Source organism: Pseudoalteromonas sp. H103 (genome assembly GCF_001469205.1).
Taxonomy (GTDB): domain Bacteria; phylum Pseudomonadota; class Gammaproteobacteria; order Enterobacterales; family Alteromonadaceae; genus Pseudoalteromonas; species Pseudoalteromonas carrageenovora.
The window spans coordinates 328,573-352,646 of the sequence record NZ_LOFG01000012.1; the positions used below are offsets into that span (position 1 = coordinate 328,573).

Sequence of the window (24,074 nt, forward strand, 5' to 3'; positions counted from 1 at the left end):
TTTCAACAACTGAACTATTGAAACGACCATGCTAAACGAGCTAGATTGGCTTTTAAACACGACACTACTTGCACTAGGTTTAGGTGCATTCTTTATTAACCAGATAACACTGCTGCGCGTTGCCGCCATTAGTGCTTGTGGTTTGTTATTCTTATCATTTAGCTTAGATCTTATGTCGTCGAGTGTTATTTCAAATATGAGTTTAGTGTTGATCAACACTTTTTACTTGTTTAAAGTTTATACATTTGGGCAGTTTAACGTAACCCCAAATTAACAACTTCTCCTTAGAATATTTGATAGCCCAGCATTGCTGGGCTTTTTTATATTAAAATTTAAAGTTTGGGGTTCATAATGAACTGAGATAAAATTTAGTACGTATTATTCTAAATTTAGGTCTTACTATGCCTTTTTCTGACTTTGATTTATTTTTATCTTCTATGGAAGATATAAAACCAATAAACCACGATACTGTTACTCCCATTTCAAATAGCCACAGTGCAACCCTAGCCCAACAAGAAAAACGTAAAGCAGCACAAATTAATCTAGCAAATGATGAAAATTACTTACAATCTGAGCATGTTGAAATATTAGACCCACTCGCTATATTAAGCTTTAAAAAAGATGGCGTACAAAGTGCGGTTTTCAAAAACTTACGTTTAGCTAAATACCAAGTAGATGCCACGCTTGACCTCCATGGGCAATTACTTAAAAACGCACGTAATACTTTATTTAGCTTTATCGCTGATTGTCACCAGCGAAATATACGTGTTGTATTATTACGCCACGGGATCGGCATAAAAAATAAAGCTAAACCAGGCATTTTAAAAAGCTATGTAAACAAGTGGCTACAAGAGTTGCCTCAAGTATTGGCTTTTCATACCGCACTTAGGCACCACGGTGGAAGCGGTGCTACTTATGTATTACTTAAAAAAAGTGAAGAAAAGAAACACGAAAACCGAGAAATACACAGTAAGCGGGGTTAATCCGCTACCGTTAACTCTTCCTTGGTTTGAACTTTTGAAGGGATATCTTCGGCATTAGCCTGATTAAACCAAGCAGAAACGCCAAGTACTACAATAGAAATGATAACTAGGCTTAATTTAACGCCACTTTGACTCGATTTCATAACACCCTCTTTGTAATTTTTATTAGTGAGAACAGCTTTACACTAATAAAAATTACAAATGTTAACAAGCTGTTTTTTAAACTAATTAGCTATCTCTTAATAACCTTTAGTTCTATCTATTGTATTATTAAGTGAAACGCCCTGATTTAAGCATTCAACATTTTTTGCTATTTGATCTATTACGCTATCAATATCAGATAATGCTGCACAGTGCGGAGTTAAAGTAACTTTAGGATGGCACCAGTATGGATGTTCTTGTGCTAGCGGCTCTTGCTCAAATACGTCAAGCGTTGCGCCGCGCAAAGTATTATTATTTAAGGCGTTTAATAAATCTGGTTCTACGACATGTCCTCCTCGAGCCACATTAATAACTACAGCATGTTCAGGTAATTTAGATAGCAAGGAGCCATTAATAATACCTTGCGTTGCCTGTGTAAGAGGAAGTAAACATACTAAGTAATCAACGTTAGGAAGCATATTGCTAAGGCCTTGCTCAGCGTAAAAAATATCTACACCAGTTACATTTTTACCACTTTGTGCCCACGCACTTACCTTAAAGCCATTATTAAAAAGTTTTTGTGCACATGCTTTGCCTAGCTCTCCATAGCCAAGAATACCAACATGCTTATTTTTGAATGCGCGTTTTGGTTTCCACGTTTGCTGCGCTTGTTTTAGGTAATACTCTTTTAAACGAAGCTTTTGAGCTAACACATGTGTTAGCACATATTCAGCCATATCCTCTGCAAGTTGCTCATCAACAATACGAACAACGTCCACCTTATCATTTAAAAGTGATAAATCTATACTATCTACACCGGCACCAAATGACGACACAGCTTTTAAATTAGGTAGCTGTTGCCACATAGCCTCAGGTGCATTCCAAGCAAGTACAAATTCAACACCTTCTACATTTTTACACGCGGGCCATTGCTCTATCTGGGTATTGGGCAAACGCTGTTGTAACTTGGTTATCAGTTTTGTGTTATCTCGTCCAGTTATAGCCACTAATACCGACATAAATTCTCCTAGCAATACAAAGTTTATAAACTAACACTTTAAAAAGTCACACAACTGCAAAGTAATTGTCACACCCTTTTTTTAATCTTATAGGTATGGCGAATAGGCCAAATTGAAGATGAGGTTAATATGATAAGTGTTGATAAAGTAATTGCTGCAAATTTACCACAACTAGATAACTCTCCAAAGGTAAAAGGGTTAGTAAAAAAAGGCCTTGGTTATTTGCTACATGAACAAGAGTTTGTTGCTTTTGGCGATGCATATCCTCACCTACAAGGATTAGAGTTTGTTGAGCAAGTGCTTGATGAGCTCAATTTTGATACTCGTTATAAACCAAAGCAAATAGAGCATATACCAACAGAAGGTAAGTTAGTCATTGTTGCTAACCACCCTATTGGCTCATTAGACGCATTAGCGCTCATTAAAGTACTCTCAGGTGTTAGGCAAGATTTAAAAGTAGTAGCTAACCGTATGCTAATGTCGGTAACGCCGATGCACTCTCTTTTACTGCCTGTAGATAACTTATCTGGGATGAGTAAAAAACAAGAGCTAAACAATATACAAAATCATTTAAAAAGCGAGGGAGCCTTGCTCATCTTTCCTGCTGGTGAAGTATCTCGTTTAGGGCCAACCGGTATAAAGGACTGCAAATGGAATAGTGGCTTTTTACGCATGGCAAAAAAAGCTAACTGCCCTATTCTACCTATTTATATTAAAGCTAAGAACAGTCCTCTGTTTTATGGCACTTCGATGATTTACAAGCCTTTGGCTAGCTTGCTATTAGTAAAAGAAATGTTTAAGCAACGTCAAAAATCATTAGAGTTTGAAATAGGTGCCTCAATCCCTCCAGAGTCATATTTAATAGAAAACTTAAAAGACAAAGAGGTTGTAAACCTAATTCGCAAGCAGCTATATCGCCTTACCACTAAAAAAACATTACCACTAAAAACACAAACTCCTATTGCAGTGCCGGAGTGCAGAAAAGAGCTTAAAAAAGCCATAGAACAATGTAAGTTACTGGGTAAAACCCTAGATGGTATGCATATCCACCTATACCAATATACAGGTAGTTCACCTATTTTTAGAGAGCTTGGGCGCCTTAGAGAAATTGCCTTTAGAGCCGTGGGTGAAGGAAGTGGTAAACGCCGCGACATAGATAAATATGATATGGACTATCAACATTTGGTACTTTGGGATCCCACCCAATTAGAACTTGTAGGTGCTTATAGGCTTGCATGTGCAAAAGACATTATAGATAAACATGGGAGAGAAGGTTTATACACCGACAGCTTATTTAGCTATACCGATGCTATGAAACCTTATTTAGAACAAGGCATAGAGTTAGGCAGAAGCTTTGTACAACCTAAATATTGGGGGCGAAAAAGCTTAGATTATCTGTGGTATGGGATTGGTGCTTTTGTAAAAAACTATCCGCAATACCGTTATTTATTTGGCGCTGTAAGCGTTCCAAATACGTTACCAGATCAAGCAAAAGCCATGTTAATTCATTATTACCAACACTATTATAAAACTGATGAAACGCTTGCAAGCCCTAATAATGAGTTTAAGCCTAGCGAGCAAGAGCTCATACAATGTAATAATGTTTTTAGCGGTAACGACGTAAAAGAAGACTTTGTTGAGCTTAAACACGTTCTTGCAAATATGAGTGTGCAAGTACCTACTTTATTTAAACAATATACTGAGCTTTGTAAGCCTGGCGGGGTAAAATTTTTAAGCTTTAGCATCGATCCCGATTTTAATAATTGTATCGATGGACTAGTACTCGTAGATATGCAAAACGTGAAAGATAACAAAGCAAAGCGTTACCTAGGTTAATAAGCATTAACTTAACTGCGAGCATGTGCTCGCTGTTAGTTTTCGTTTATAAAAATACGCGATAATAGATTAGTATAAATACCCTCAATCTTAATTAAATCATTAATTGAAACATGTTCGTTAGTTTGGTGAATCGTTTTATTTAGTACACCACACTCTATTACTTGGGTATGGTTATTTGAAAAAAAACGCCCATCTGATGTGCCACCGCTGGTACTTAAAAGAGGGTAACTGCCTGTTTGCTCATAAATGGCCTCCTCTACTTGCGCTATTAAGCACCCGTTATTATTAGCGCTGGTGTAATATGGCTCGCATGGACGCTCCCATGTGATAGATATTTTCTCTAAAAACTCATTTAATGTATTTAGTAATAATGCTTTAACAGCCGTACTGTTATAACCGTGACTATAGCGTACATTGAATGTGATTTCGCACTCACTAGGTACTAAATTATCAACCACGTTATTTATATTTATACCGGTTACTTGCAGTGTTGTTTTAGAGCTTGCTTCATCTAGAAGCCAAACTTGCTCACTTAACAAATTTACTATTTTTGCGCCCAAATGCGCGGCATTAAGTGTATTTTGAGGATACGCGACATGCCCAGCCTTACCTCTTACGGTTATACGCGCAGAGAGCGCGCCACGGCGTCCGTTTTTAATTGTATCGCCAACTTGTATTGAGCTTGTAGGCTCTCCTACAATACAACCGTCTAATACTATGCCTTGACTAATTAGCCTATTTGCTATTTCTAAAGAGCCAAACTCAGCTTCACCTTCTTCATCAGACGTAATAAGCCAATAAAGTGTGCCTACTTTTGTAGATGTATTAGTAATTAAATTTTTTGTAGCGCTTAACATCGCCGCTACACCGCCCTTCATATCAGCAGCGCCTCTGCCAAAAATAGCACCATTTACTATTTTACCTTCAAAAGGAGGGCTTAACCACGCGTCACCTGTTGCTGGTACAACATCAATATGGCCAGAGAAAGCAATGCTCGGACCCTCTTTAAACTTAATACTCGCTATTAAGTTTGTTACGCCATTTATAGTAAATTTTTCATAATTAAAGCCCAACTCTGTTAATTGCTTAATTAGCCAATCTATTGCACCCGCTTGCTCAGGTGTTACTGATTTAAAGCGAATGAGCGTCTGTAGGTACTCTACAACATCGGCTTTACTATCTGTGTGTTTTATTTGCGATTCAAGTGCCGCTAAAAACATATTAAACATACTATGTGGCCTAAGGAGCTTTTATTAAAACGTGGTTTCATGACTCCCCTATGTCAGCCCTAATACATTCTTGTGACGATGAGTAAAATAAAATGTCAATATTTGCGATTAACGAATAACGCTAAAATTAATCTAAATCAATAAAGTGCTTCACAAGGTTCAAACATTTTTGAAACTTTGATCTAGAACAGTTTTTTAAATTTTTTATTCGTCAATAATAGCGGCAATTAAAAAGTCGTTCTCGGAGAACAGCATGAAAACTCAAATTAGCATTGCATTACTTACTTCTTTACTAGCACTCTCTCCTGCTGCACACGCTAACTTTAGCGTAAATGTTGGCGCTATTAACGTTAACCCTGACAACAGCAGCTCAGCAATTAACGAAGCGCCAACATTGGGCCTTAAAGGCGATTCAGATACACAATTAGGTATTACTATCGATTACGCATTTAACGATAAATGGGTGCTAGAACTTATAGCAGCTACACCATTTTCTCATGATGTAAACGGCGCTGGTGGTTTGGCTGGTAATAAAATTGCGGATATAAAACAATTACCACCTTCACTTGTCGCTCAATACCACTTTTTAGATACGAGTTATGCGCTAAGACCTTTTGTAGGTGTAGGTATAAACTACACTGCATTTTTTGACGAACAGCCATCTCAAGCTCTTAAAACAACACTGGGCACAGATGATGTCGAAGTAAAATTAGATGATTCTTTTGGCTTTGTAGCTCAAGTAGGAGCTAACTATAAAATTGATAAAAACTGGGGCTTGCACGCCATGGTATCGCTGATGGATATTGATACTGATGCGACGGTATACGCTAATGGTGCAAAAGCACTTACCTCAACGGTAGAGCTAGACCCTGTAGTGGCAATGTTTGGTGTTAGATATAGTTTTTAGAAAGTAGTATATGTGTGTTTTAAAAAGGCGCTATGCGCCTTTTTGTTTATGTAGTGAAAAAAGTAATTCAGCTTCAGCTCTTGGTAATTCGCATTCGCGTATAACTTCATCTAATTCAGCACCGAGTTCAACCATCTTCACAGCACGAGAGTAGATCTTGGCATCGGGATCATCGTACTTTTGAGCCGCTTGTTGCTGCATTAAGTCTTGGTTTTGTTGTTCAACTTCAAGTACTCGCTTACCAATACTCAGCAATCCGGTTCTTAACTCTGACACTTCACTTCTTAAAATATGAGTTTGCTCAGATGATTCTTTAAGCTGCTGCGAAATGGCAACGATTTCTGCAGTGTGTTTATTTTTTAATGCAATAATTAACGCCAGCGATATAAGACCTACCGCTAGCGCCGATATAGCTATACTAAGTAACAGCATAATTTATTTGGTAAAGCTTATATATCGCTTAACTCATCCCATTCATCATCACTAAGTAGTTTATTTAAATCAACTAATATAAGTAATTCATTATCGCGATTACAAACACCTTGAATAAACTTAGCACTTTCTTCAGTACCCACATTAGGAGCACTGTCTATTTCAGAGCTTCGCAGATAAACAACCTCAGATACGCTATCGGCTAAAATACCAATGACTTGCTCTTCTGCTTCAATAATCAAAATTCGAGAATTATCAGTAGTATCAGCTGCTGGTAAGCCAAAACGAGAGCGAGTATCAATAACCGTTACCACGTTACCGCGAAGGTTAATAATACCAATAACATAAGAAGGCGCACCAGGTACTGGAGCAATTTCTGTATAACGAAGTATTTCTTGTACTTGCATTACATTTACGCCGTAGGTTTCTTCCTCAAGCTTAAACGTAACCCACTGTAAAATTTCATCATTATTATCTGCATTTTTATTTGCTGACAGTAATTTATCTTGATTCATGCTATTACCCCGTAATGGTCATTACTACTGACGGCTGTCTAAGCCTTTCTCTAATAATATATTTAAGTTGTCTACATCAATTAAAGCACACATTTTTTCTTTTATAACGCCCGCAAGCCATGGACGCTTGCTTTGGTTGGTACGCCATTTTACATCTTCTTTACTCAATGTAATGTTATTTATCAGCTTTTCAGCTAATAAGCCCCACTGACTATCGCCTAGTGTAATTAAATATTGATAATCTAATGACGCTTCTAATTTTTCATCGTACTTCTCTGGCATTACCCAACGAGCGGTATCAACAACGTTGAGTTTTTCCTCTCGGTTAAGCATGACACCTTTAAACCACTTAGGTTTACCAAACAAATGATTTACTTCACCTAATTGATGAATACCACCTAATGCCTTTAATGGCACGGCAAGTGTGAGCCCTGCCACTTCAAAAAATAACGCCTGAAACTCACCTTCAAAATAATCAGCCTTACCATCAATTGAAAGCTGCGGCTCAACACTTTCAAGTACGGTAGTGGTTGTTTCTACATTGTCGTTACTAACAACCTCACTAACATTTTCGGTATCAGATATTGGCTCTACATCTGAAGCGAGTAAATCTTGATCGAATACTTTTTCTGCTGCTTTTAATTGCTCTTTAGGTTTTAAATGAACTTGCTCAGGCTGTGTGCCATCTGGTAGCTGCTCGAGTAACTTTGCTACTGGCTCAAGGCTATCTACAGGCTCGTCTTCACAAAGCAAAGCCCCTAGGTATTGTTTCATTACTTTTTCATTAGCAAATAATTGCTTACTCATTCATTAACCTTGTTCAATTAAATACTCCAATAGAGCTTTGTATGCATATACACCACGCGAGCGGGGGCAAAATTCTATTGGCACTTTTTGCGCTAAGCTTGCATCTCTAAACTTAGTATCCACCGGAATGACACCCGGCCATACTTTATTGGTATATGTATTTTGTAATGTTTTATATGCCTCTAACGATGCTTTAGTACGCTTATCATACATAGTAGGAATTATAGTATATTGATAATCTTTCGCCTGAGAGGTTTGCATTAATTCCATTGTACGCATCATTCTATCCAGCCCTTTAAGCGCTAAAAACTCAGTTTGTACCGGAACTAAAATACGCTCACTGGCGGCTAAAGCATTAACCATCAACACACCTAAAACAGGAGGACAATCTAAAATGGCATAGTCGTAATGTTCACTGATTTTTGCAAGCGCTTTTTTTAATATTAGTCCCATTCCCGTTTTATTACCCATACTTCTATCAAGCGTGGCTATGGCCATTGTTGCGGGTAAAATATCTAGGTTTTCGAGAGTTGATGGACATAATGCTTGGAGTATTTCTTCGCTTTGCATATTCGTACCACGTGCAAAAATATCGTACACGCTGACTTCTAAGTCTTCAGAGTCTATACCAAAGTAATATGTGAGTGATGCATGAGGATCGGTATCTATAAGCAGCACACGTTTACCCTGCAAAGCTAAAATACCAGCAAGGCTAACAGCAGTGGTTGTTTTTCCAACCCCTCCCTTTTGATTTGCGACAGTCCAAATCTTCACATTTTGTCCTAATTACTGTTCATTGCGTGTGGTTATGCGAATACCACCATGAGGCAATCGAATTATTTTTATAGTATCGTCGTCCGACGGTAGCTCGACTTCGTGCTCTACCGCTTCAGGCTCACTTTCTTGCTCACCTTTTTTAACTTCTTTTTTAGGTGGTAGGCCATACTTAGAAAGTGCAATTACAACTTTACGATTTTCAGCTCGCCCTTCGGCGGTACTGTTATCTGCAAACGGAGAGTATTGACCATATCCCTCTATAGCCATTCTCGCCGAGTTAATACCTAATGCCTCAAGCTCCACTAAAATAGAGGTAGCTCTAGCAACCGACAGTTCCCAGTTAGAGCGAAAAATTTCATTACGAATAGTTTCATCGTCAGTATAACCGCGCACTCGTACATAGTTATCTACAGGAGCAATAATATCTTTAACTATTTTAACTACTTGCTTTGCTCTTGAGTGCGCAACTGAGCTTCCACTTGAGAACAACATTCCAGAACTAAGCTCTATAATCAACCAATCTTGGTTAAGCTCTAAGCTAGCCTCGCCATCACGAATTTCATCAATTAGTGCTGACTGTAATTTAATTAAAAGGCTATCAAGTGGTTTGCCTAAGTACTTTTGTTGAATATTACTTGTATCACTTTGCCCATCAAGAAGCTCAGGACCTTGCTCTTGCTTTTGAATACTTTCGCCATAAAGAACTTCCTGCTCTGGCGTCACTCTATCGGTCAAAATTCCATTGCCGTTAACACCTTCACCTTGCTGCGAAAATTGGCGTGCAGACTTATCAAAAACATGTTCAAGTGAGTCAGATAAAACCTGAAAGCTTTCTTCTTTATTAATGGCAATAGCGTATAGCACTACAAAAAAGGCAAACATTATGGTCATGTAATCAGCATACGACACAAGCCAACGCTCTGTGTGTTGGTCTTTAGCAGCTGAATGACGAAGGCGCCTACGCAGCATAGTTACACATCCACTAAATTAGGGCGCTCAACACGATAAGCTTCAAGCTTTAATTCTATATTCATAGGGCTTTCGCCAACGCTTATAGCAATCACACCTTCAGCAAGCATTTCATGGTATAGCATTTTTTGCTCAACTCGCTGTTTAAGCTTATTTGCCATTGGTAAAAACAGTAAATTAGCGAGTCCAACTCCGTAAATTGTCGCTATAAAAGCAGTTGCAACACCTGCGCCCAACATTTGTGGGTCAGTAATAAAAGACATTGCCTGAATTAATCCAAGCACAGCTCCTAAAATCCCAATGGTAGGACTGTAACCTCCCATGGCTTCATAAACACGAGCAGCTTCTAATAAGCGATCACGTTCAAGTAGTAAATCAATTTCGAGTGTGTCGCGCAGCTTTTGCTCTGAACAGCCATCAATCAGTAAGCTTAAACCTTTTGCAGCATAAGCATCTGAGTGTGTTAGTGCTTCGTTTTCAAGCGCTAAGTAACCTTCTTGTCGAGCTTTATGGGACCAGCGCTTAACTTGCTCTATCGCTTCGTCAATATCATAGTGAGGAGCAACAAAAACCCAGCTACTCATATTCAGCATTTTTTTAAATGTACTGGCAGAGGTTTGTAGCATAACCGCGCCAATCGTGCCGCCTAAAACAATAATTAATGCAGGCCCATTAAAAAGAGCTGAAACAACGCCGCCTTCTAAAGAGTAACCTAGACCTATTGCACCTAGTGCTACAAATAGTCCAAGTATTGAGAGCTTATCCACACCCAATCTCTCTTTTAATTCTCATAGCAACATCATCAAGTGCTAAATTTTCACTTGCAAGTCCTGCGTTTGCGATCGCTTGTGGCATACCATACACTACGCAACTTTTTTCATCTTGAGCCCAAATTGTGGCACCAGTTTGCTTCAACATCCGCGCACCATCACGCCCATCCCTGTTAAAACAATTGCCAGCACATCACCTTGATAAGCCTTTGCTGCACTAGCAAAAGTAACATCTACACTAGGTTTGTAACTTATGCGTTCGCTATTATCTTCAAATACACGCAGTGTTCTATTTGAGCCGCGCCCTTCAACCATCATTTGTTGACCACCTGGCGCTAAATAAGCCGTTCCAGGTTGTAAACGATCCCCTTGCTGAGCTTCTTTTACTTTAATTTGGCACAATCCATTTAGACGTGCAGCAAATGCCGGCGTGAACGCAGCAGGCATGTGTTGAATAAGTAAAATTGGGTGAGGAAAATTTGCAGGTAACTGAGTTAAAATAGTTTGTAGTGCAACAGGTCCCCCTGTTGATGTACCTATTGCGACAAGTTGGTAGTGTTTACCACTTGCTCGTATTGACGCATTATTTGAGTGAGCTTTTGCAGGCTCAGCACGTTGAAAGCTTCTATCAGGCTGCTTTACAGTGCTAGCCCCTGAAAAACTGGAGCGTACAGACGTTGCTCTTTCCACTGGTTTACTTGTAGTGATTGGCTTAAACGCTCTTGGCGCCCGCCTTCTTCCTATTTCTTTTACTTTTGTTTGTAGTAACTTAATAGCATCTTCGTTATTACGCGCAATATCTTCGAATTTTTTTGGTAAAAAATCCATTGCTCCAGCATCTAGTGCATCTAGTGTTGCTGTTGCACCATCACGTGTTAGCGACGAAAACATTAATATCGGCGTTGGATTACTCGCCATTATTTCTTTCACAGCACTAATGCCATCAAGCACGGGCATTTCTACATCCATAGTGATCATGTCAGGGCGTAGCTGCGCTGTTTTTTCTACAGCTTCTCTGCCATTTACAGCAAAACCTATAACGTGTATGTCGCTATCTTGTTCAAGTATTTCGCTTACTCTACGGCGAAAAAAGCTTGAATCATCAACAACTAAAACTTTAACGGCCATTTAGCTCTCTTATTAAGTTTATGCGCAGGTAAGTATTTACTACAAACCTGCATTATTATTAGCCTGCGTAATGTTTTAACATGCTTGGAACATCAAGAATAAGTGCAATACCACCATCAGAGGTAATTGTAGCGCCTGCCATACCTGGCGTGCCTTGAAGCAATGCATCTAGCGGCTTAATTACCACTTCCTCTTGGCCTATTAATGAATCGACAACAAAACCAACTTGCTGCGTTCCAATTTGAACAATAACAACATGTCCTTGGGCTTTTCGCTGAGAGCGGTCTGCACCTTTAACTAGCCAATGCTCTAAATAAAATAACGGAATCGCTTTTTTACGCACAATAATTGTTAATTGACCATCAACAACATTTGTCTTAGTTAAATCTAAATGGAATATCTCACTTACCCCAGCCAGTGGTAAGGCAAATGTTTGTGCACCAACAATAACCATTAAGGTAGGTAAAATAGCTAAAGTTAGAGGAACTTTTATTTCTAAAATAGTGCCTACACCTAGCTCAGACTGTATGCTAACCGATCCATTCAATTGAGTGATTTTAGTTTTTACTACGTCCATCCCTACACCACGGCCAGAAATATCTGAAATTTCTTCTTTGGTAGAAAAACCTGGAGCAAAAATTAGGTTATAAGCTTCAGTGTCAGAAAGTCGACTCGCTTGGTCATGATCGAGAACGCCTTTACTAATCGCTATTTTTTTGAGTTTCTCCGCGTCCATACCTGCACCATCATCTTTAATGGTTAACAAAATATGATCGCCTTCTTGCGATGCAGATAACGTTACATTTCCTGTTCGTGGTTTACCTGCGGCTTCACGGGCGGCTGGCATTTCAATTCCATGATCGACTGAATTACGAACTAAATGCACAAGAGGATCGGCAAGCGCTTCAACTAAGTTTTTATCTAAATCAGTTTCTTCACCAACAAGTTGTAGATTTATATCTTTATTTAAACTACGCGCTAAATCACGAACAACACGAGGGAAACGGCCAAAAACCTTTTTGATTGGCTGCATTCGTGTTTGCATAACCGCACCTTGAATATCAGCAGTTACTACATCAAGATTAGATATTGCTTTGCCCATGGCCTCGCTATCAGAGTTAGTGGCAAGACTCACTAAGCGATTTCGAACAAGTACTAGCTCACCCACCATATTCATAATTTGATCAAGACGCTTAGTATCTACACGTACTGTAGTTTCAGCTGGCGGTGGTGCTGCCTTTTTAGGTGCAGGAGGTGCTTTTGCTGCAGGCTTTTCAGGTGCTTTTTCAACTGGTTTTGGTGCAGGGGCTTTAGCTGGTTCCGCTTTTTTTACCGGCTCAGGCTGTTTTGCAGCTGGCGGTGAAACAGGCTCTGGTTGTTTTGCAGCTGGTGCGCTTTCTGTCGATTTAGGAGCAGTCCCTTTACCATGAAGCTCATCAAGAAGCGCTTCAAACTCATCATCACTAATTTCATCATCTGACGATGAACTCACATCGCTTGGTGCTGCTTTAGCTTGTTCAACAGGAGCTTGTGCAGTGTTACTTTTTTCTGGTTCTGAGTTTGCTACAGCACCAAAACTACCAACACCATGTAATTCATCTAATAAACTATCGAATTCATCATCTGTTATATCGCCGCTAAAATCAGCACCGCTTGCTGTTGCTTCTTCAGCAATAGGACCTTGTCCTTTACCATGAAGTTCATCAAGCAGGTTTTCAAATTCGTCTTCGGTAATTTCATCTATTTGTGCATCAGCTGCGCTAGGTGCACCACTAAACAATTCATCAAAAGCAAATGGGTCTTCTTCGTCTATATCATTCGCTTCTACAGACTCAGCTTGAGGTTGCTCTGGTTCATTTTGGGATGCTGCACCGGCTAGTTCAGCCTCTGTCGGCGGTAAACCAAGTATATGGAGAGTTTCGAGTAACTGAGGGTCTGCAGGTTCAGGTTTGTCTCTATTTTGAATAGTCGCAAACATTTCATTAATGGTGTCGAGGGCTTGTAATATAACATCCATCAACTCAGAGTTGACAGTTCGCACTCCTTGACGCAGTAAATCGAATACGTTTTCTGCACCATGACACGCATCAACAAGCTCCGTCATTGCTAAAAAGCCGGCACCACCTTTTACGGTATGAAAACCTCTAAATATAGCATTTAGTAGTTCGGTATCTTCTGGGTTATTTTCCAGCTCAACTAACTGTTCAGATAAAAGCTCTAGGATTTCTCCAGCTTCTACAAGAAAGTCTTGTAAAATATCTTCATCGACTTCAAAGCTCATGCAGTTACTCTCCTCTTAGAAGCCCAAACTTGATAAAAGATCATCGACTTCATCTTGATCAGATACAACATCATTACGTGAATCTTTATCAATAATAGGGCCTTCAGGACCTGCTAAAGTTTGTGTGGCAACTGGTTCTTCTGTTTTTTGTTGTTCTATTATTTCAGCTGTGCTGTCATCTTGTGCAGCAAAGGCTGTTAAAAGATGGAGTAAGCTCTCTTCAACTTCTCTTACAAGTTCTATAACACGACGAATGACCTGTCCGGTTAGATCCTGATAGTCTTGAGCCATTAACACGTTGGTCATTAAGCTCTGTAACTCATCGGTTTTATGATGAGAATTGTTCATAAACTTATCGATGCTATGACACAGCGTCTTAAACTCACCTAACTCAATTTCGCGACTCATTAAGCGATCCCAAGTCGGTTTAATATGAGATATTTCATCTGCTAATTGCTGAGCAATAGGCAAACTTGCTTCAACGGCATCCATTGTTTTATTAGCTGCATTTTCTGTCATTTCCATAACATAATTAAGCCGCTTTTTAGCATCAGGAATAGCGTCGGTAGTTAAGTCAGTTAAACGTGTATCAAGTTCAAAGCTTTTAAGCGCTTCGTGCAATTGACGGGTTAACTTTCCAACTTCAGCAAATAATTCAGATTGCTCTTGTGAAGCGGTTTCTAAAATTAACTGATTGGCTTTCTCTTGCTCACCGTTTTCTAAAAAAACGACGAGTTGTCGAGCTTGTTCTAAAGTTATTTGAGGCGCAGCAGGTGCTGACATAAGCCTCTCCCCCATCATTAACCTAAACGTTCAAATACTTTTTCTAATTTAGTTTTTAATGTTCCAGCCGTAAAAGGCTTCACAATATAACCATTAACGCCAGCTTGAGCTGCTGCAATTATTTGTTCTTTTTTAGCTTCAGCTGTCACCATTAGTACAGGGATATGCTTTAGCTTATCATCTGCACGAATCGCTCTTAAAAGGTCAATACCTTGCATTCCCGGCATGTTCCAATCTGTAACCACAAAGTCAAATACTTGATTTTGTAACATAGGCAAAGCTGTAGAACCGTCATCAGCTTCTTGAACGTTAGTGAAGCCTAAGTCACGTAACAGATTTTTAATAATACGTCTCATCGTTGAGAAATCATCAACAACAAGAATTTTCATGTTTTTATCCAAAACATCCTCCAGTGAGGTTTTAACCTTAGTTTACTTACTACTAATTTATCCAGTCATTGATTTTAGCTTTAAGCTTAATCATCGCCTGACCATGTATTTGACTTACACGCGATTCACTTACATCGAGTATATGTCCTATTTCTTTTAAATTCATTTCATCGTTATAGTACAAAGAAAGTACCATTGCATCACGCTCTGGTAATGATTTAATTGCACTAAGCAAAGACTCATTAAACCGTTCATTTTTAACATTATTAAAAGGTTTGTCTAGTGATAAATCTTGCCCTACAGGAGTGATAACATCTTCATCAACTCCAAGATCCTCAATACCTAATACTTTACTTGCGTTAACATCATTTAAAATATGATGGTACTCATTTAACGAAATTTCAAGTTTTTCAGCAACTTCTGTATCTGATGGTTCACGATTTAAGCTACTTTCAAGCTCTGTGATGGCCTCAGCTACTTGCCTACTTTTACGGTGTACTGAGCGAGGGGCCCAATCACCCCGGCGCATTTCATCGAGCATAGCTCCACGAATTCTTATACCTGCGAAGGTTTCAAAACTTGCGCCTTTGGTTGCATCAAAGTTTTTTGAAGCTTCAATTAAACCTATCATTCCTGATTGAATTAAATCATCAAGTTGAACACTTGGCGGTAATCGAGCAATTAGATGGCATGCCACTTTTTTTACAAGCGATGCATGCTTTTCAACAATCACATTCAAGTTTTGTGTTGTTTGATATCCCATAGCTCTATTCACCAATGTTGTCATAATTAGCCGTTTACTAGTTTTTCAATGAAAAACTCTAAATGCCCAGATGGTTGGTTTGGTATTGGCCATTTAACTGCTTTTGTTGCCAGCGTTTTAAATGCAAGGGCTGCTGGCGAATTCGGAAAGAGTTCTACAATTACTTTTTGGCGACGCGTTGATTTACGCATATTTTCATCATATGGAACGGTGGCAACAAGCTCCATTGAAATATCTAAAAACCGATCCGTTACTTTAGATAGCTTTGCAAATAACTCTTGGCCTTCTCGCATACTGCGGACCATATTTGCAACAATTTTAAATTTATAAACACCATGCTCACGGCTTAATACTTTAATTAACGCATATGCATCAGTTATTGATGTTGGCTCATCACAAACAACAACCATGACATCTTGTGCAGCTCGAGAAAAACTTAGCACCATGTCAGAAATACCGGCGGCAGTATCTACAATTAAAATATCAAATTCAGTGTTGAGTTCACTAAAAGCACGAATTAAACCAGCATGCTCTGAAGACGATAGTTCGACCATACTCTGCGAACCCGACGTAGCAGGTACAATTTTTATTCCTGCAGGGCCTTCAACTAAAATTTCATCCAGCTCGCATTCGCCAGATAAAACATGTGACAAGTTGCGCTCTACGCGCAAACCAAGCATCACATCACAATTTGCTAAGCCTAAGTCGGCATCAAGCACTAATACTCGATTACCTTGCTGCCCTAATGCAATAGCAGTATTTAGAGAAACGTTTGTTTTCCCTACTCCACCTTTACCACCAGTAACAGCGATAACTTTTATGCCGTTGTTATTGTTTTGACTCATTTTGCGCAGGCCGCTTGCTTGATCTAATACTGTGTTAATCATACATCCCTACTGTGCTTGGCGCCACTGCTTGGTGCCTTGAATGTTGTGCTTTTGTTCTTTTTAAATACAATTGCTCAGCCTTTTTAACTAGTTTCTCAGCATTTGCAACTCGAATATCTTCTGGTACTCGTTGCCCGTTAGTAAGATACCCTATTGGAAGGCGATTTTGAATCGCAATACTAATAATCTCACCCAAACTTAAAGACTCGTCTAACTTGGTGAAAATACAACCACTTAACTGTACTTTTTTAAAGTGACGTACGGTTTCTTGCAGTACATTAATTTGTGCTGTTGCACTTAGTACTAAATAACTACGAATATCAACGCGTTGATTACGCATTAATGTATTTAACTGCTCAGTTAAACGCAAGTCTCGTTGGCTCATACCTGCTGTATCAATTAATACTAGACGCTTATTACGTAAATGATATAAAACTTCAGCTAATTCATTAGCATCTTTTACTTGTTTAACTCCACAACCAATGATTCGTCCGTATGTGGCAAGCTGCTCATAAGCACCAATTCTGTAAGTATCAGTTGTAATTAATGCGACTTTATCAGCACCATATTTTTGAGCGCCTAAAGCTGCAAGTTTAGCAACCGTTGTTGTTTTACCTACGCCTGTTGGGCCAACTAACGCATAAACACCACCTTGGCGAAGTATCTCGTTGTTAGTTGTTTGCATTTGATCTTCGACCATAGTTAATAATGCTTTCCAACCTTGTTGGCGAGATACATCGTCAGGCACAAAACAAGCCATTTGCTGAGCGACTTCTTTATCTATACCCATACCAACTAAACGGTCAACCATACACGCACGTGTTGGATCGCGACGCGCCATATCTTGTTGCATTAAACCCGATACTTGATGCTCAAGTAATTGACGAATTGCGTTCATTTCCTCGCGCATATTTGTCATTTCTTCGCTTTCATTATTTTTAGTTTGTGGGCGAGAATTTACAGGCGCTTCTAAATCATCAAAATCACGGTCTAAGTCGTCAAAACCTAAGCTATCAGCTTGCGTATGCGGACGCTGCGGGGCTACATCATCACGTGCAAACATATTATTGGTAGGACGCGCTTTAGCGACTGGCTCTTGGTAGTTGTCGGTAGTATCAATACCCGATTGTGAAAACATTGAAGCAAGCTCTGGAGAACGAGGACGTGGAGACTGGCGCTCTAATAACGCTTGTAAGCTGTCTGCAACTTTTGCTTGAGGCTCTGGTTTAGCACGTTGAGGCTCTGGTTTTACAAAATTATGCATACTTTGTTGTGGTGCTTGAGCAAGTGTATTTTGAGCTGTTTGAGGCTGCGAAGCTACTTTAGGGGCTGCCTTGTCATAATCAACCGCTGCTACAATTTCAACACCGTTAGCAAGCTTCTTATTTGACATAATAACCGCATCAACACCTAACTCATCTTTAACTTCTTTAAGTGCTGTGCGCATATCTTTAGCGAAAAAACGTTTAATTTTCATGGTTTAACCCCTGTTAAAATCTTATTGTTGGCCTACCGAGCTTACAATCTTGATCTGTCTTTCATCTGGTACCTCTTGATAAGACATCACCCTTAAACCAGGTATTGTGTACTTAACAAAACGAGATAACACAGTGCGTAACATTCCTGACGTTAGCAATATCGAAGGTTCGCCAGCCATTTCTTGGTTTTGATGCGCTTCGGTTAATGACACTTGAAGTCGCTCTGCAAGTCCTGGCTCTATACCGGCACCTTCGTCGCCTGCATTTTGCAATGACTGATGCAACATCTGTTCCAACTCAGGTGCCAAGGTTATGACAGGGATTTCTGACGACATACCCACGGCGTCTTGAACAATCAATCTACGCAGTGAAATGCGCACTGCAGCCGTTAAAACATCGGGGTCTTGGCTTCGCGGGCCATATTCAACAAGGGTTTGTACAATTGAGCGCATATCGCGAATAGCGACACCTTCGTTTAGTAAATTTTGCAGTACTTTTACAATTACAGTCAATGGCAATACATCTGGCACCAGCCCTTCAACTAAGCGAGGGTGGCTTTTAGCAAGCATATCAAGTAGATTTTGAACCTCTTCGTGTCCTAGTAATAATGCAGCGCTATTTGTAAGTAATTGGCTTATATGCGTCGCAACAACGGTGGCTGAATCAACAACGGTGTAACCAAGAGATTGAGCTTCATCTTTTTGATCGGGCTTAATCCAAACAGCATCAAGTCCAAATGCAGGGTCTTTTGTGTCTACACCTTTAATTGGCCCAAATACTTGACCTGGATTTATAGCAAGTTCGTCACCATGCTTAAGCTCACTTTCACCGGTAGAAACACCCATCAAGGTTATTCTGTAAGCATTTGGATCTAGCTCTAAATTATCGCGAATATGCACAGGCGGCACTAAAAAACCAAGCTCTTGAGAAAGCTTTTTACGCACCCCTTTAATTCGATTTAGTAGCTCGCCGCCTTGCGACTGATCAACCAATGGAATTAATCTGTAACCGACTTCTAGCCCTATAACGTCAATTTGTTGTACGTCATCCCAACCAAGCTCTTTTTGCTCTTGTTTATTAGCAACGCCTGTTGCTGCATTATTTCCATTAGCAGCGGCTTCAGCCTCTAAAGCAGCTGCTTTTAATTTACTTTGTTGTGTGTAATACGCTACATAGCCTAATAAACCACCTAGGCTCAAAAAGGCTAGGTGAGGCATACCGGGTACAAGCCCCATTACAATTAAAATACCTGATGCAATAAATAACGACTTTTCGTTACCAAGTTGCTTCTTAAATTGGTCGCCCATATTAAGCGATTCATTTTGGCGCGTTACAACAATTGCGGTTCCAATAGAAAGTAGTAAAGAAGGAAGCTGAGCAACTAGGCCATCGCCAATAGTAAGTAATGTATACACTTCCATCGCATTGCCAAAACTCATATTGTGTTGGATCATACCTACAAATAAGCCACCAACAATATTGATGATTAATATAACAATACCTGCAATTGCATCGCCTTTAACAAATTTACTAGCACCATCCATAGAACCGTAAAAATCAGCTTCGCGAGTAACTTCTTCACGGCGATCTCGCGCTTGCTCGGCACTAATAAAACCAGCATTCAAGTCTGCATCTATAGCCATTTGCTTACCCGGCATAGCATCAAGGGTAAAACGTGCTGACACTTCAGATATTCGCCCTGCACCTTTGGTAATTACCACAAAGTTAATAATAATCAGAATTAAAAAAACCACTAAACCAACGGCATAATTTCCGCCAATAACCACCGAGCCAAAAGCCTCAATTACTTTACCTGCAGAATCACCCCCGTTATGTCCTTCAAGTAATACTACACGTGTACTGGCAACGTTTAGGGCTAGTCGCATTATAGTTGCAATAAGTAACACGGCCGGAAACATACCAAACTCAACGGGCTTCATTGTATAAACAGTCACAAGCAGAACAACTAACGCAAGTGCTATATTGAACGAAAAGAGTATATCGAGAAGAAAAGGTGGGAGCGGTAAAATAACCATACCAAGCGCAGCTAACACCAACAGTGGTGTTCCTACGCCTTTGGCGTACTCTTTTTTATCTTTATTAAGTTGTTGTAATACCGCTTTAAAATCCATAAATCTACAATTTCAAAAAATTGACACTGTGCTGAAATTGCAATAACTATTCCAAGTTATAACCTTAACGACTAATACTTGTAAGCATCTGGAATTGGGAGTTTTTTGTTGAGTGGAACAGGACGTTTACCACGCCCTTTATTAAAGCGTTTAAGCTGAAATACATACGCCAAAACTTGCGCAACAGCGGTAAATAATTGATCGGGTATTTGATCGCCCACCTCAGCGGTATGATAAAGCGCACGGGTTAGCATTGGCGACTCCACAATAGGAACTTCGTTACCTATTGCAACTTTACGAATTTGCATTGCCATTTCATCTGCGCCTTTGGCAAGCACAATAGGTGCGCCTGCACGCTCCGTATCGTATTTTAACGCTACAGAATAATGTGTAGGGTTAGTAACAATAACATCGGCATCTGGGACATCTTGCATCATTCTATTTTGCGACATTTGCCTTTGCGTTTGCCTAATTCGCGCTTTAATTTGTGGATCACCTTCAGAGTTTTTATACTCGTCTTTGACCTCTTGCATGGTCATTTTAAGTTGTTTGTTATGGTTATAACTTTGAAACGGTGCATCTATCGCTGCAATCACAATTAAAGTGCATGAAAGGCCTAAAAACATCCACCCTAAAATTTCTAGCGCGTGGATTATATTACCGGGTGCACTTTCTAAACTTAAATGCAGTATTTCATCAAAGTAAGTATTAATTAAAAAAACGGCGAAAGTAGCAACTAAGCCAAACTTTAAAAGTGATTTAACAAGCTCAACACCAGCTTGAGGGCCAAACATACGTTTAAAGCCTTTCATCGGCGACATTTTACTTGCTTTAGGTGTGGCAGCTTCCCAGCTAAAGTTAAAGCCTCCTAGTAAGGTATTACCAATAAATGCAGCAAGTACGATAATTAATACAAACATTGCCATTGGGAACATTAAGGCATCAGCAACTTCACCCCACACCGCAAACATTTTTGTCGTATCAAATGCTTCATTTCGGTTTAAACTTAGGGTTCGGCCCATTACGTTGTATAAACCTTTACCAATTTCAGGCCCATACATTAATAAAGAAATAGCTGAAAATATGAGTACAAACATAGTCCCTAACTCTTTTGAGCGGGCTATTTGGCCTTTCTTTTTAGACTCATCCAATTTTTTGGATGTGGGTTCTTCTGTTTTTTCTTGCCCGGAATCTTCTGCCATTATTTCCTCCTAAGGCGAACAGCCAACTAAAGTACACATTAGCTCAACCATTTTAAGCCATTGAAACTCAAATTGAGTCACAAAATTGCCCAGCGTAGCCCAAATAATAATAAGCCCAGCCACCAAGGTAAACGGGAAACCAATAGAGAAAATATTCAATTGAGGGGCTGCACGCGTCATAATACCAAACGACATGTTAATAACGAGCATCGCAGTTAATGGCGCAAGAGACAGCACTAAAGCAGTTGTAAACATCCACCCGCCCCACGTTACTATGTCCCAATAATGATCAACAGACCACCAATTACCATCAATTGGCAACACCTGAAAACTATGCACCACCATTTGAATCATCATTAAATGACCATTAAAAACAAAAAATAAGAGAGTGGCTAAAATCAGAAAGAACTGACCAACTGCCGGTACGCTTGCACCATTCGAGGGGTCGATTACAGAAGCAAAACCTAAACCGGTTTGCATTGCGAGTATTTGACCTGCTAAAACAAACGTATTTAGTAAAAGGGTTGATGCAAAGCCAATAGCAACACCTATCAACATTTGCTGAATAACCACTAAAATCATTTCAAACGAAAATAGGTTAGTAAATGTAGCGGGCGGTAATACGGGTACTACTAAAAATGTAACAACAACCGCTAAGCCCATTTTAATTCGAGTAGGTACATTTTTAGCACCTAAGCCCGCCATTATCATGATCATTGAGCTTATACGCACTAAAGGCAATAAAAAGTCGCTTAACCACTGAATGATAACGGCAAATGGATATTCCACAGTTAACCTGCAATTTCAGGAATAAGCAAAACTAAGCGCGTAAAAAAGTCCATTAGCTCCTGCGTTAGCCAATGGCCTCCAACTATAAGTGCACTAATTGTTATTAATAGGCGAGGTAAAAAACTTAGTGTTTGTTCATTTATGGAAGTTGCAGCTTGAAATACAGCAACCACTAAACCCACAATTAAACCAGGGACAACGATTGCAGACACCAATTTAATCACTAAAAATAATGCGTCACTTAGAATATCAACAAAAATTTCCGGTTCCATGTTGTACTCCTATTTTTGTATTACAGCTAAACTTTGCATTTTAAGTCCCTAAGCCAAAACTTTTAGCTAAAGTGCCCATTACTAAGCTCCAACCATCAACCAATACAAATAACATTATTTTAAATGGTAAAGATACAATCATTGGCGATAGCATCATCATACCCATCGCCATAAGAACCGAAGCCACGACCAAATCTACTATTAAAAATGGGATGAAAAACATAAACCCAATTATAAAAGCAGTTTGCAGCTCGCTGGTTACAAAAGCGGGTATAAGCACAATTAGTGGTGTATCTTCTGGCGAATCTAACTGATCGTAACCCGCTATTTTGGCAAATGTTTCTAAGTCTTTTAGGCGCACTTGCGAGAGCATAAATGCTTTCATTGGTTCTTTTGCAAGTTCTAGCGCTTGTACCGAGGTAACCTGTTCGTTTAAGTAAGGCTCAATGGCTCGCTCATTCACTTGCTGATAAATCGGCGACATTATAAAAATACTTAAAAATAACGACATACCTAGTAGCACTTGGTTTGATGGCGTTTGCTGCAAACCAATTGCTTGGCGCAAAATAGCAAGTACTACAATAATGCGGGTAAAAGAGGTCATCATAATGATGGCTGCTGGTATAAAACTCAGCGCCGTCATAATGGCTAAAACTTGTAATGTTACCGAGTAATCCTGAGTACCGTCGGCATTTGTTGTAATGGTCAGCGCATCAATTCCCTCTGCGCTTACATTTGGTACAAACACCATGGCAAAAATAATAAGCAGCCACTTTGTCATAGGTTTAATTCTTTTTATTTTGGTTTGATTGCGTGTTTAAAAGCTTACCAAATCGCTTTGCAAGCTCTGGTAATTCTTTTTCACTTAATGGGGTTTCTAGCTTATGCAAATAATTAATACTGTGCGGAGTTACACCTAATAAATGCTGTGCGTTATCTATCTCAACAACCATTAAGCGCTCACGAGAGCCCAGTGGTAAGCTTCGCACTACTTTAAACTCATCACTATTTGCTAAATTAGGGTTAAGTTTTTTAACAAAAAATGCCAGTACTATAATCAGCACTAGCACCATTATTAACGACAACACCATAGAGAGAATATCTCCGGTAGGTGTTACCGCATCTGCTTTTGTAAAAACCGAATTCGTTAAAGCTACTAGCGTGTTCATCGTAACTTTTTGATCCGCTCTACTTGGCTAATAACATCAGTTAAGCGAATACCAAACTTATCGTTTACTACAACTACTTCACCATGCGCAATGAGCGTACCATTAACTAATACATCTAACGGCTCACCAGCAACACGGTCAAGCTCTACAACAGAGCCTTGGTTTAGCTGAAGTAAGTTACGAATATTAATTTTAGAGCGCCCGACTTCCATAGAAATAGTGACAGGTATATCTAATATAGTATCGAGTTTGCGCTTTTCTTCGCCACTCATTTCGTGTTTAGAATCACTTAATTCATCAAGTTCGGCTACTTGCGCTTCGCCACCTTCATCAGTACCCTCAGCCTCAGCTAGTGCTGCTGCCCACTCGTCCATTGTATCTTGATCATCGCTCATACTTTTAACCTTTTAAAT

General features: G+C 39.5%; 26 protein-coding genes and 1 pseudogene. 4 read left to right on the forward strand and 23 right to left on the reverse strand.

Annotated elements, in window-relative coordinates:
• The first annotated feature begins 28 nt into the window (after nt 1–28).
• Together ATS74_RS08805 and smrA are read left to right on the forward strand one after the other, a co-directional pair.
• Nucleotides 29–274, forward strand: coding sequence for a hypothetical protein (locus ATS74_RS08805; protein WP_058548529.1), 246 nt, complete (start codon nt 29–31; stop codon nt 272–274).
• Between the two features lie 127 nt (nt 275–401).
• The gene (gene smrA / locus ATS74_RS08810) at nt 402–983 is read left to right on the forward strand and encodes a DNA endonuclease SmrA (protein WP_058548530.1); all 582 of its coding nucleotides are present in this window, start codon (nt 402–404) and stop codon (nt 981–983) included.
• Here smrA and ATS74_RS20005 read toward each other — a convergent pair.
• Nucleotides 980–1,126 carry a hypothetical protein gene (locus tag ATS74_RS20005; RefSeq protein WP_165491319.1) on the reverse strand — a complete coding sequence of 49 codons (147 nt, stop codon included), beginning with the start codon at nt 1,124–1,126 and terminating at the stop codon, nt 980–982. The genes smrA and ATS74_RS20005 overlap by 4 nt on opposite strands.
• Before the next feature lie 96 nt (nt 1,127–1,222).
• Nucleotides 1,223–2,143 (reverse strand): 2-hydroxyacid dehydrogenase, encoded by a 921-nt coding sequence (locus ATS74_RS08815; RefSeq protein WP_058548531.1) that lies wholly within the window; start codon nt 2,141–2,143, stop codon nt 1,223–1,225.
• A 129-nt stretch (nt 2,144–2,272) separates the two neighbouring features.
• On the opposite strand from ATS74_RS08815, the gene ATS74_RS08820 reads away from it, so the two are divergent.
• Nucleotides 2,273–3,979, forward strand: coding sequence for a GNAT family N-acyltransferase (locus tag ATS74_RS08820; RefSeq protein ID WP_058548532.1), 1,707 nt, complete (start codon nt 2,273–2,275; stop codon nt 3,977–3,979).
• 35 nt (nt 3,980–4,014) lie between these two features.
• Here ATS74_RS08820 and dapE read toward each other — a convergent pair whose 3' ends face one another.
• Nucleotides 4,015–5,202 carry a succinyl-diaminopimelate desuccinylase gene (gene dapE, locus ATS74_RS08825; RefSeq protein WP_058548732.1) on the reverse strand — a complete coding sequence of 396 codons (1,188 nt, stop codon included), beginning with the start codon at nt 5,200–5,202 and terminating at the stop codon, nt 4,015–4,017.
• Nucleotides 5,203–5,464: 262 nt separating this feature from the next.
• Between dapE and ATS74_RS08830 the strand changes: the two genes are divergently transcribed.
• Entirely contained in the window at nt 5,465–6,118 is a 654-nt protein-coding gene (locus tag ATS74_RS08830; RefSeq protein ID WP_058548533.1) for an OmpW/AlkL family protein, read from the forward strand.
• 30 nt (nt 6,119–6,148) lie between these two features.
• Here the strand turns inward: ATS74_RS08830 and ATS74_RS08835 are convergent, their stop codons facing one another.
• From ATS74_RS08835 to fliN, 20 genes and pseudogenes are all read right to left on the reverse strand, one after another.
• Entirely contained in the window at nt 6,149–6,550 is a 402-nt protein-coding gene (locus ATS74_RS08835) for a DUF2802 domain-containing protein (protein ID WP_058548534.1), read from the reverse strand.
• A gap of 17 nt (nt 6,551–6,567) precedes the next feature.
• A complete protein-coding gene (locus ATS74_RS08840; RefSeq protein ID WP_058548535.1) occupies nt 6,568–7,065 on the reverse strand; it encodes a chemotaxis protein CheW in 498 nt (165 codons plus the stop codon).
• Between the two features lie 24 nt (nt 7,066–7,089).
• Nucleotides 7,090–7,872 carry a chemotaxis protein CheW gene (locus ATS74_RS08845; protein ID WP_058548536.1) on the reverse strand — a complete coding sequence of 261 codons (783 nt, stop codon included), beginning with the start codon at nt 7,870–7,872 and terminating at the stop codon, nt 7,090–7,092.
• A gap of 3 nt (nt 7,873–7,875) precedes the next feature.
• Complete coding sequence (locus tag ATS74_RS08850; RefSeq protein WP_058548537.1) at nt 7,876–8,646, reverse strand: ParA family protein; 771 nt, start codon at nt 8,644–8,646, stop codon at nt 7,876–7,878.
• A 12-nt stretch (nt 8,647–8,658) separates the two neighbouring features.
• The gene (locus tag ATS74_RS08855) at nt 8,659–9,618 is read right to left on the reverse strand and encodes a flagellar motor protein MotB (protein ID WP_058548538.1); all 960 of its coding nucleotides are present in this window, start codon (nt 9,616–9,618) and stop codon (nt 8,659–8,661) included.
• A gap of 2 nt (nt 9,619–9,620) precedes the next feature.
• A complete protein-coding gene (locus tag ATS74_RS08860) occupies nt 9,621–10,385 on the reverse strand; it encodes a flagellar motor protein (RefSeq protein ID WP_058548539.1) in 765 nt (254 codons plus the stop codon).
• Nucleotides 10,378–11,516 (reverse strand): annotated as a pseudogene (locus ATS74_RS08865) (protein-glutamate methylesterase/protein-glutamine glutaminase). Before ATS74_RS08865 ends, ATS74_RS08860 begins: the two are co-directional and overlap by 8 nt.
• Nucleotides 11,517–11,574: 58 nt before the next feature.
• Nucleotides 11,575–13,797, reverse strand: a complete 2,223-nt coding sequence (locus ATS74_RS08870) for a chemotaxis protein CheA (protein ID WP_058548540.1) — start codon at nt 13,795–13,797, stop codon at nt 11,575–11,577.
• Between the two features lie 15 nt (nt 13,798–13,812).
• Nucleotides 13,813–14,580 (reverse strand): protein phosphatase CheZ, encoded by a 768-nt coding sequence (locus tag ATS74_RS08875; protein WP_058548733.1) that lies wholly within the window; start codon nt 14,578–14,580, stop codon nt 13,813–13,815.
• Nucleotides 14,581–14,597: 17 nt separating this feature from the next.
• A complete protein-coding gene (cheY, locus tag ATS74_RS08880; RefSeq protein ID WP_008132609.1) occupies nt 14,598–14,981 on the reverse strand; it encodes a chemotaxis response regulator CheY in 384 nt (127 codons plus the stop codon).
• A 40-nt stretch (nt 14,982–15,021) separates the two neighbouring features.
• The gene (locus tag ATS74_RS08885) at nt 15,022–15,732 is read right to left on the reverse strand and encodes an RNA polymerase sigma factor FliA (protein WP_058548734.1); all 711 of its coding nucleotides are present in this window, start codon (nt 15,730–15,732) and stop codon (nt 15,022–15,024) included.
• Between the two features lie 26 nt (nt 15,733–15,758).
• Nucleotides 15,759–16,619 (reverse strand): MinD/ParA family ATP-binding protein, encoded by an 861-nt coding sequence (locus ATS74_RS08890; RefSeq protein ID WP_058548541.1) that lies wholly within the window; start codon nt 16,617–16,619, stop codon nt 15,759–15,761.
• On the reverse strand, nt 16,612–18,096 hold the full coding sequence (flhF, locus tag ATS74_RS08895; protein ID WP_058548542.1) for a flagellar biosynthesis protein FlhF: 1,485 nt from the start codon (nt 18,094–18,096) through the stop codon (nt 16,612–16,614). Before flhF ends, ATS74_RS08890 begins: the two co-directional genes overlap by 8 nt.
• Before the next feature lie 21 nt (nt 18,097–18,117).
• Nucleotides 18,118–20,229, reverse strand: coding sequence for a flagellar biosynthesis protein FlhA (flhA, locus tag ATS74_RS08900; protein ID WP_058548543.1), 2,112 nt, complete (start codon nt 20,227–20,229; stop codon nt 18,118–18,120).
• 71 nt (nt 20,230–20,300) lie between these two features.
• Entirely contained in the window at nt 20,301–21,431 is a 1,131-nt protein-coding gene (flhB, locus tag ATS74_RS08905) for a flagellar biosynthesis protein FlhB (RefSeq protein WP_058548544.1), read from the reverse strand.
• 9 nt (nt 21,432–21,440) lie between these two features.
• The gene (gene fliR / locus ATS74_RS08910) at nt 21,441–22,220 is read right to left on the reverse strand and encodes a flagellar biosynthetic protein FliR (RefSeq protein WP_058548545.1); all 780 of its coding nucleotides are present in this window, start codon (nt 22,218–22,220) and stop codon (nt 21,441–21,443) included.
• Between the two features lie 2 nt (nt 22,221–22,222).
• Complete coding sequence (fliQ, locus tag ATS74_RS08915; RefSeq protein ID WP_058548546.1) at nt 22,223–22,492, reverse strand: flagellar biosynthesis protein FliQ; 270 nt, start codon at nt 22,490–22,492, stop codon at nt 22,223–22,225.
• A 40-nt stretch (nt 22,493–22,532) separates the two neighbouring features.
• Nucleotides 22,533–23,273, reverse strand: a complete 741-nt coding sequence (gene fliP, locus ATS74_RS08920) for a flagellar type III secretion system pore protein FliP (RefSeq protein ID WP_058548547.1) — start codon at nt 23,271–23,273, stop codon at nt 22,533–22,535.
• Nucleotides 23,274–23,277: 4 nt separating this feature from the next.
• Complete coding sequence (fliO, locus tag ATS74_RS08925; RefSeq protein ID WP_058548548.1) at nt 23,278–23,661, reverse strand: flagellar biosynthetic protein FliO; 384 nt, start codon at nt 23,659–23,661, stop codon at nt 23,278–23,280.
• Nucleotides 23,658–24,056, reverse strand: a complete 399-nt coding sequence (gene fliN / locus ATS74_RS08930; protein ID WP_058548549.1) for a flagellar motor switch protein FliN — start codon at nt 24,054–24,056, stop codon at nt 23,658–23,660. Before fliN ends, fliO begins: the two co-directional genes overlap by 4 nt.
• Nucleotides 24,057–24,074: the final 18 nt, after the last annotated feature.

Bases quoted from the DNA above. Each gene is read 5' to 3' on its own strand.
- ATS74_RS08805 (WP_058548529.1), top strand. From the start codon at position 29: ATGCTAAACGAGCTAGATTGGCTTTTAAACACGACACTACTTGCACTA.
- smrA (WP_058548530.1), top strand. From the start codon at position 402: ATGCCTTTTTCTGACTTTGATTTATTTTTATCTTCTATGGAAGATATA.
- ATS74_RS20005 (WP_165491319.1), bottom strand. From the start codon at position 1,126: ATGAAATCGAGTCAAAGTGGCGTTAAATTAAGCCTAGTTATCATTTCT.
- ATS74_RS08815 (WP_058548531.1), bottom strand. From the start codon at position 2,143: ATGTCGGTATTAGTGGCTATAACTGGACGAGATAACACAAAACTGATA.
- ATS74_RS08820 (WP_058548532.1), top strand. From the start codon at position 2,273: ATGATAAGTGTTGATAAAGTAATTGCTGCAAATTTACCACAACTAGAT.
- dapE (WP_058548732.1), bottom strand. From the start codon at position 5,202: ATGTTTTTAGCGGCACTTGAATCGCAAATAAAACACACAGATAGTAAA.
- ATS74_RS08830 (WP_058548533.1), top strand. From the start codon at position 5,465: ATGAAAACTCAAATTAGCATTGCATTACTTACTTCTTTACTAGCACTC.
- ATS74_RS08835 (WP_058548534.1), bottom strand. From the start codon at position 6,550: ATGCTGTTACTTAGTATAGCTATATCGGCGCTAGCGGTAGGTCTTATA.
- ATS74_RS08840 (WP_058548535.1), bottom strand. From the start codon at position 7,065: ATGAATCAAGATAAATTACTGTCAGCAAATAAAAATGCAGATAATAAT.
- ATS74_RS08845 (WP_058548536.1), bottom strand. From the start codon at position 7,872: ATGAGTAAGCAATTATTTGCTAATGAAAAAGTAATGAAACAATACCTA.
- ATS74_RS08855 (WP_058548538.1), bottom strand. From the start codon at position 9,618: ATGCTGCGTAGGCGCCTTCGTCATTCAGCTGCTAAAGACCAACACACA.
- ATS74_RS08870 (WP_058548540.1), bottom strand. From the start codon at position 13,797: ATGAGCTTTGAAGTCGATGAAGATATTTTACAAGACTTTCTTGTAGAA.
- ATS74_RS08875 (WP_058548733.1), bottom strand. From the start codon at position 14,580: ATGTCAGCACCTGCTGCGCCTCAAATAACTTTAGAACAAGCTCGACAA.
- ATS74_RS08885 (WP_058548734.1), bottom strand. From the start codon at position 15,732: ATGGGATATCAAACAACACAAAACTTGAATGTGATTGTTGAAAAGCAT.
- ATS74_RS08890 (WP_058548541.1), bottom strand. From the start codon at position 16,619: ATGATTAACACAGTATTAGATCAAGCAAGCGGCCTGCGCAAAATGAGT.
- flhF (WP_058548542.1), bottom strand. From the start codon at position 18,096: ATGAAAATTAAACGTTTTTTCGCTAAAGATATGCGCACAGCACTTAAA.
- flhA (WP_058548543.1), bottom strand. From the start codon at position 20,229: ATGGATTTTAAAGCGGTATTACAACAACTTAATAAAGATAAAAAAGAG.
- flhB (WP_058548544.1), bottom strand. From the start codon at position 21,431: ATGGCAGAAGATTCCGGGCAAGAAAAAACAGAAGAACCCACATCCAAA.
- fliQ (WP_058548546.1), bottom strand. From the start codon at position 22,492: ATGGAACCGGAAATTTTTGTTGATATTCTAAGTGACGCATTATTTTTA.
- fliP (WP_058548547.1), bottom strand. From the start codon at position 23,273: ATGACAAAGTGGCTGCTTATTATTTTTGCCATGGTGTTTGTACCAAAT.
- fliO (WP_058548548.1), bottom strand. From the start codon at position 23,661: ATGAACACGCTAGTAGCTTTAACGAATTCGGTTTTTACAAAAGCAGAT.
- fliN (WP_058548549.1), bottom strand. From the start codon at position 24,056: ATGAGCGATGATCAAGATACAATGGACGAGTGGGCAGCAGCACTAGCT.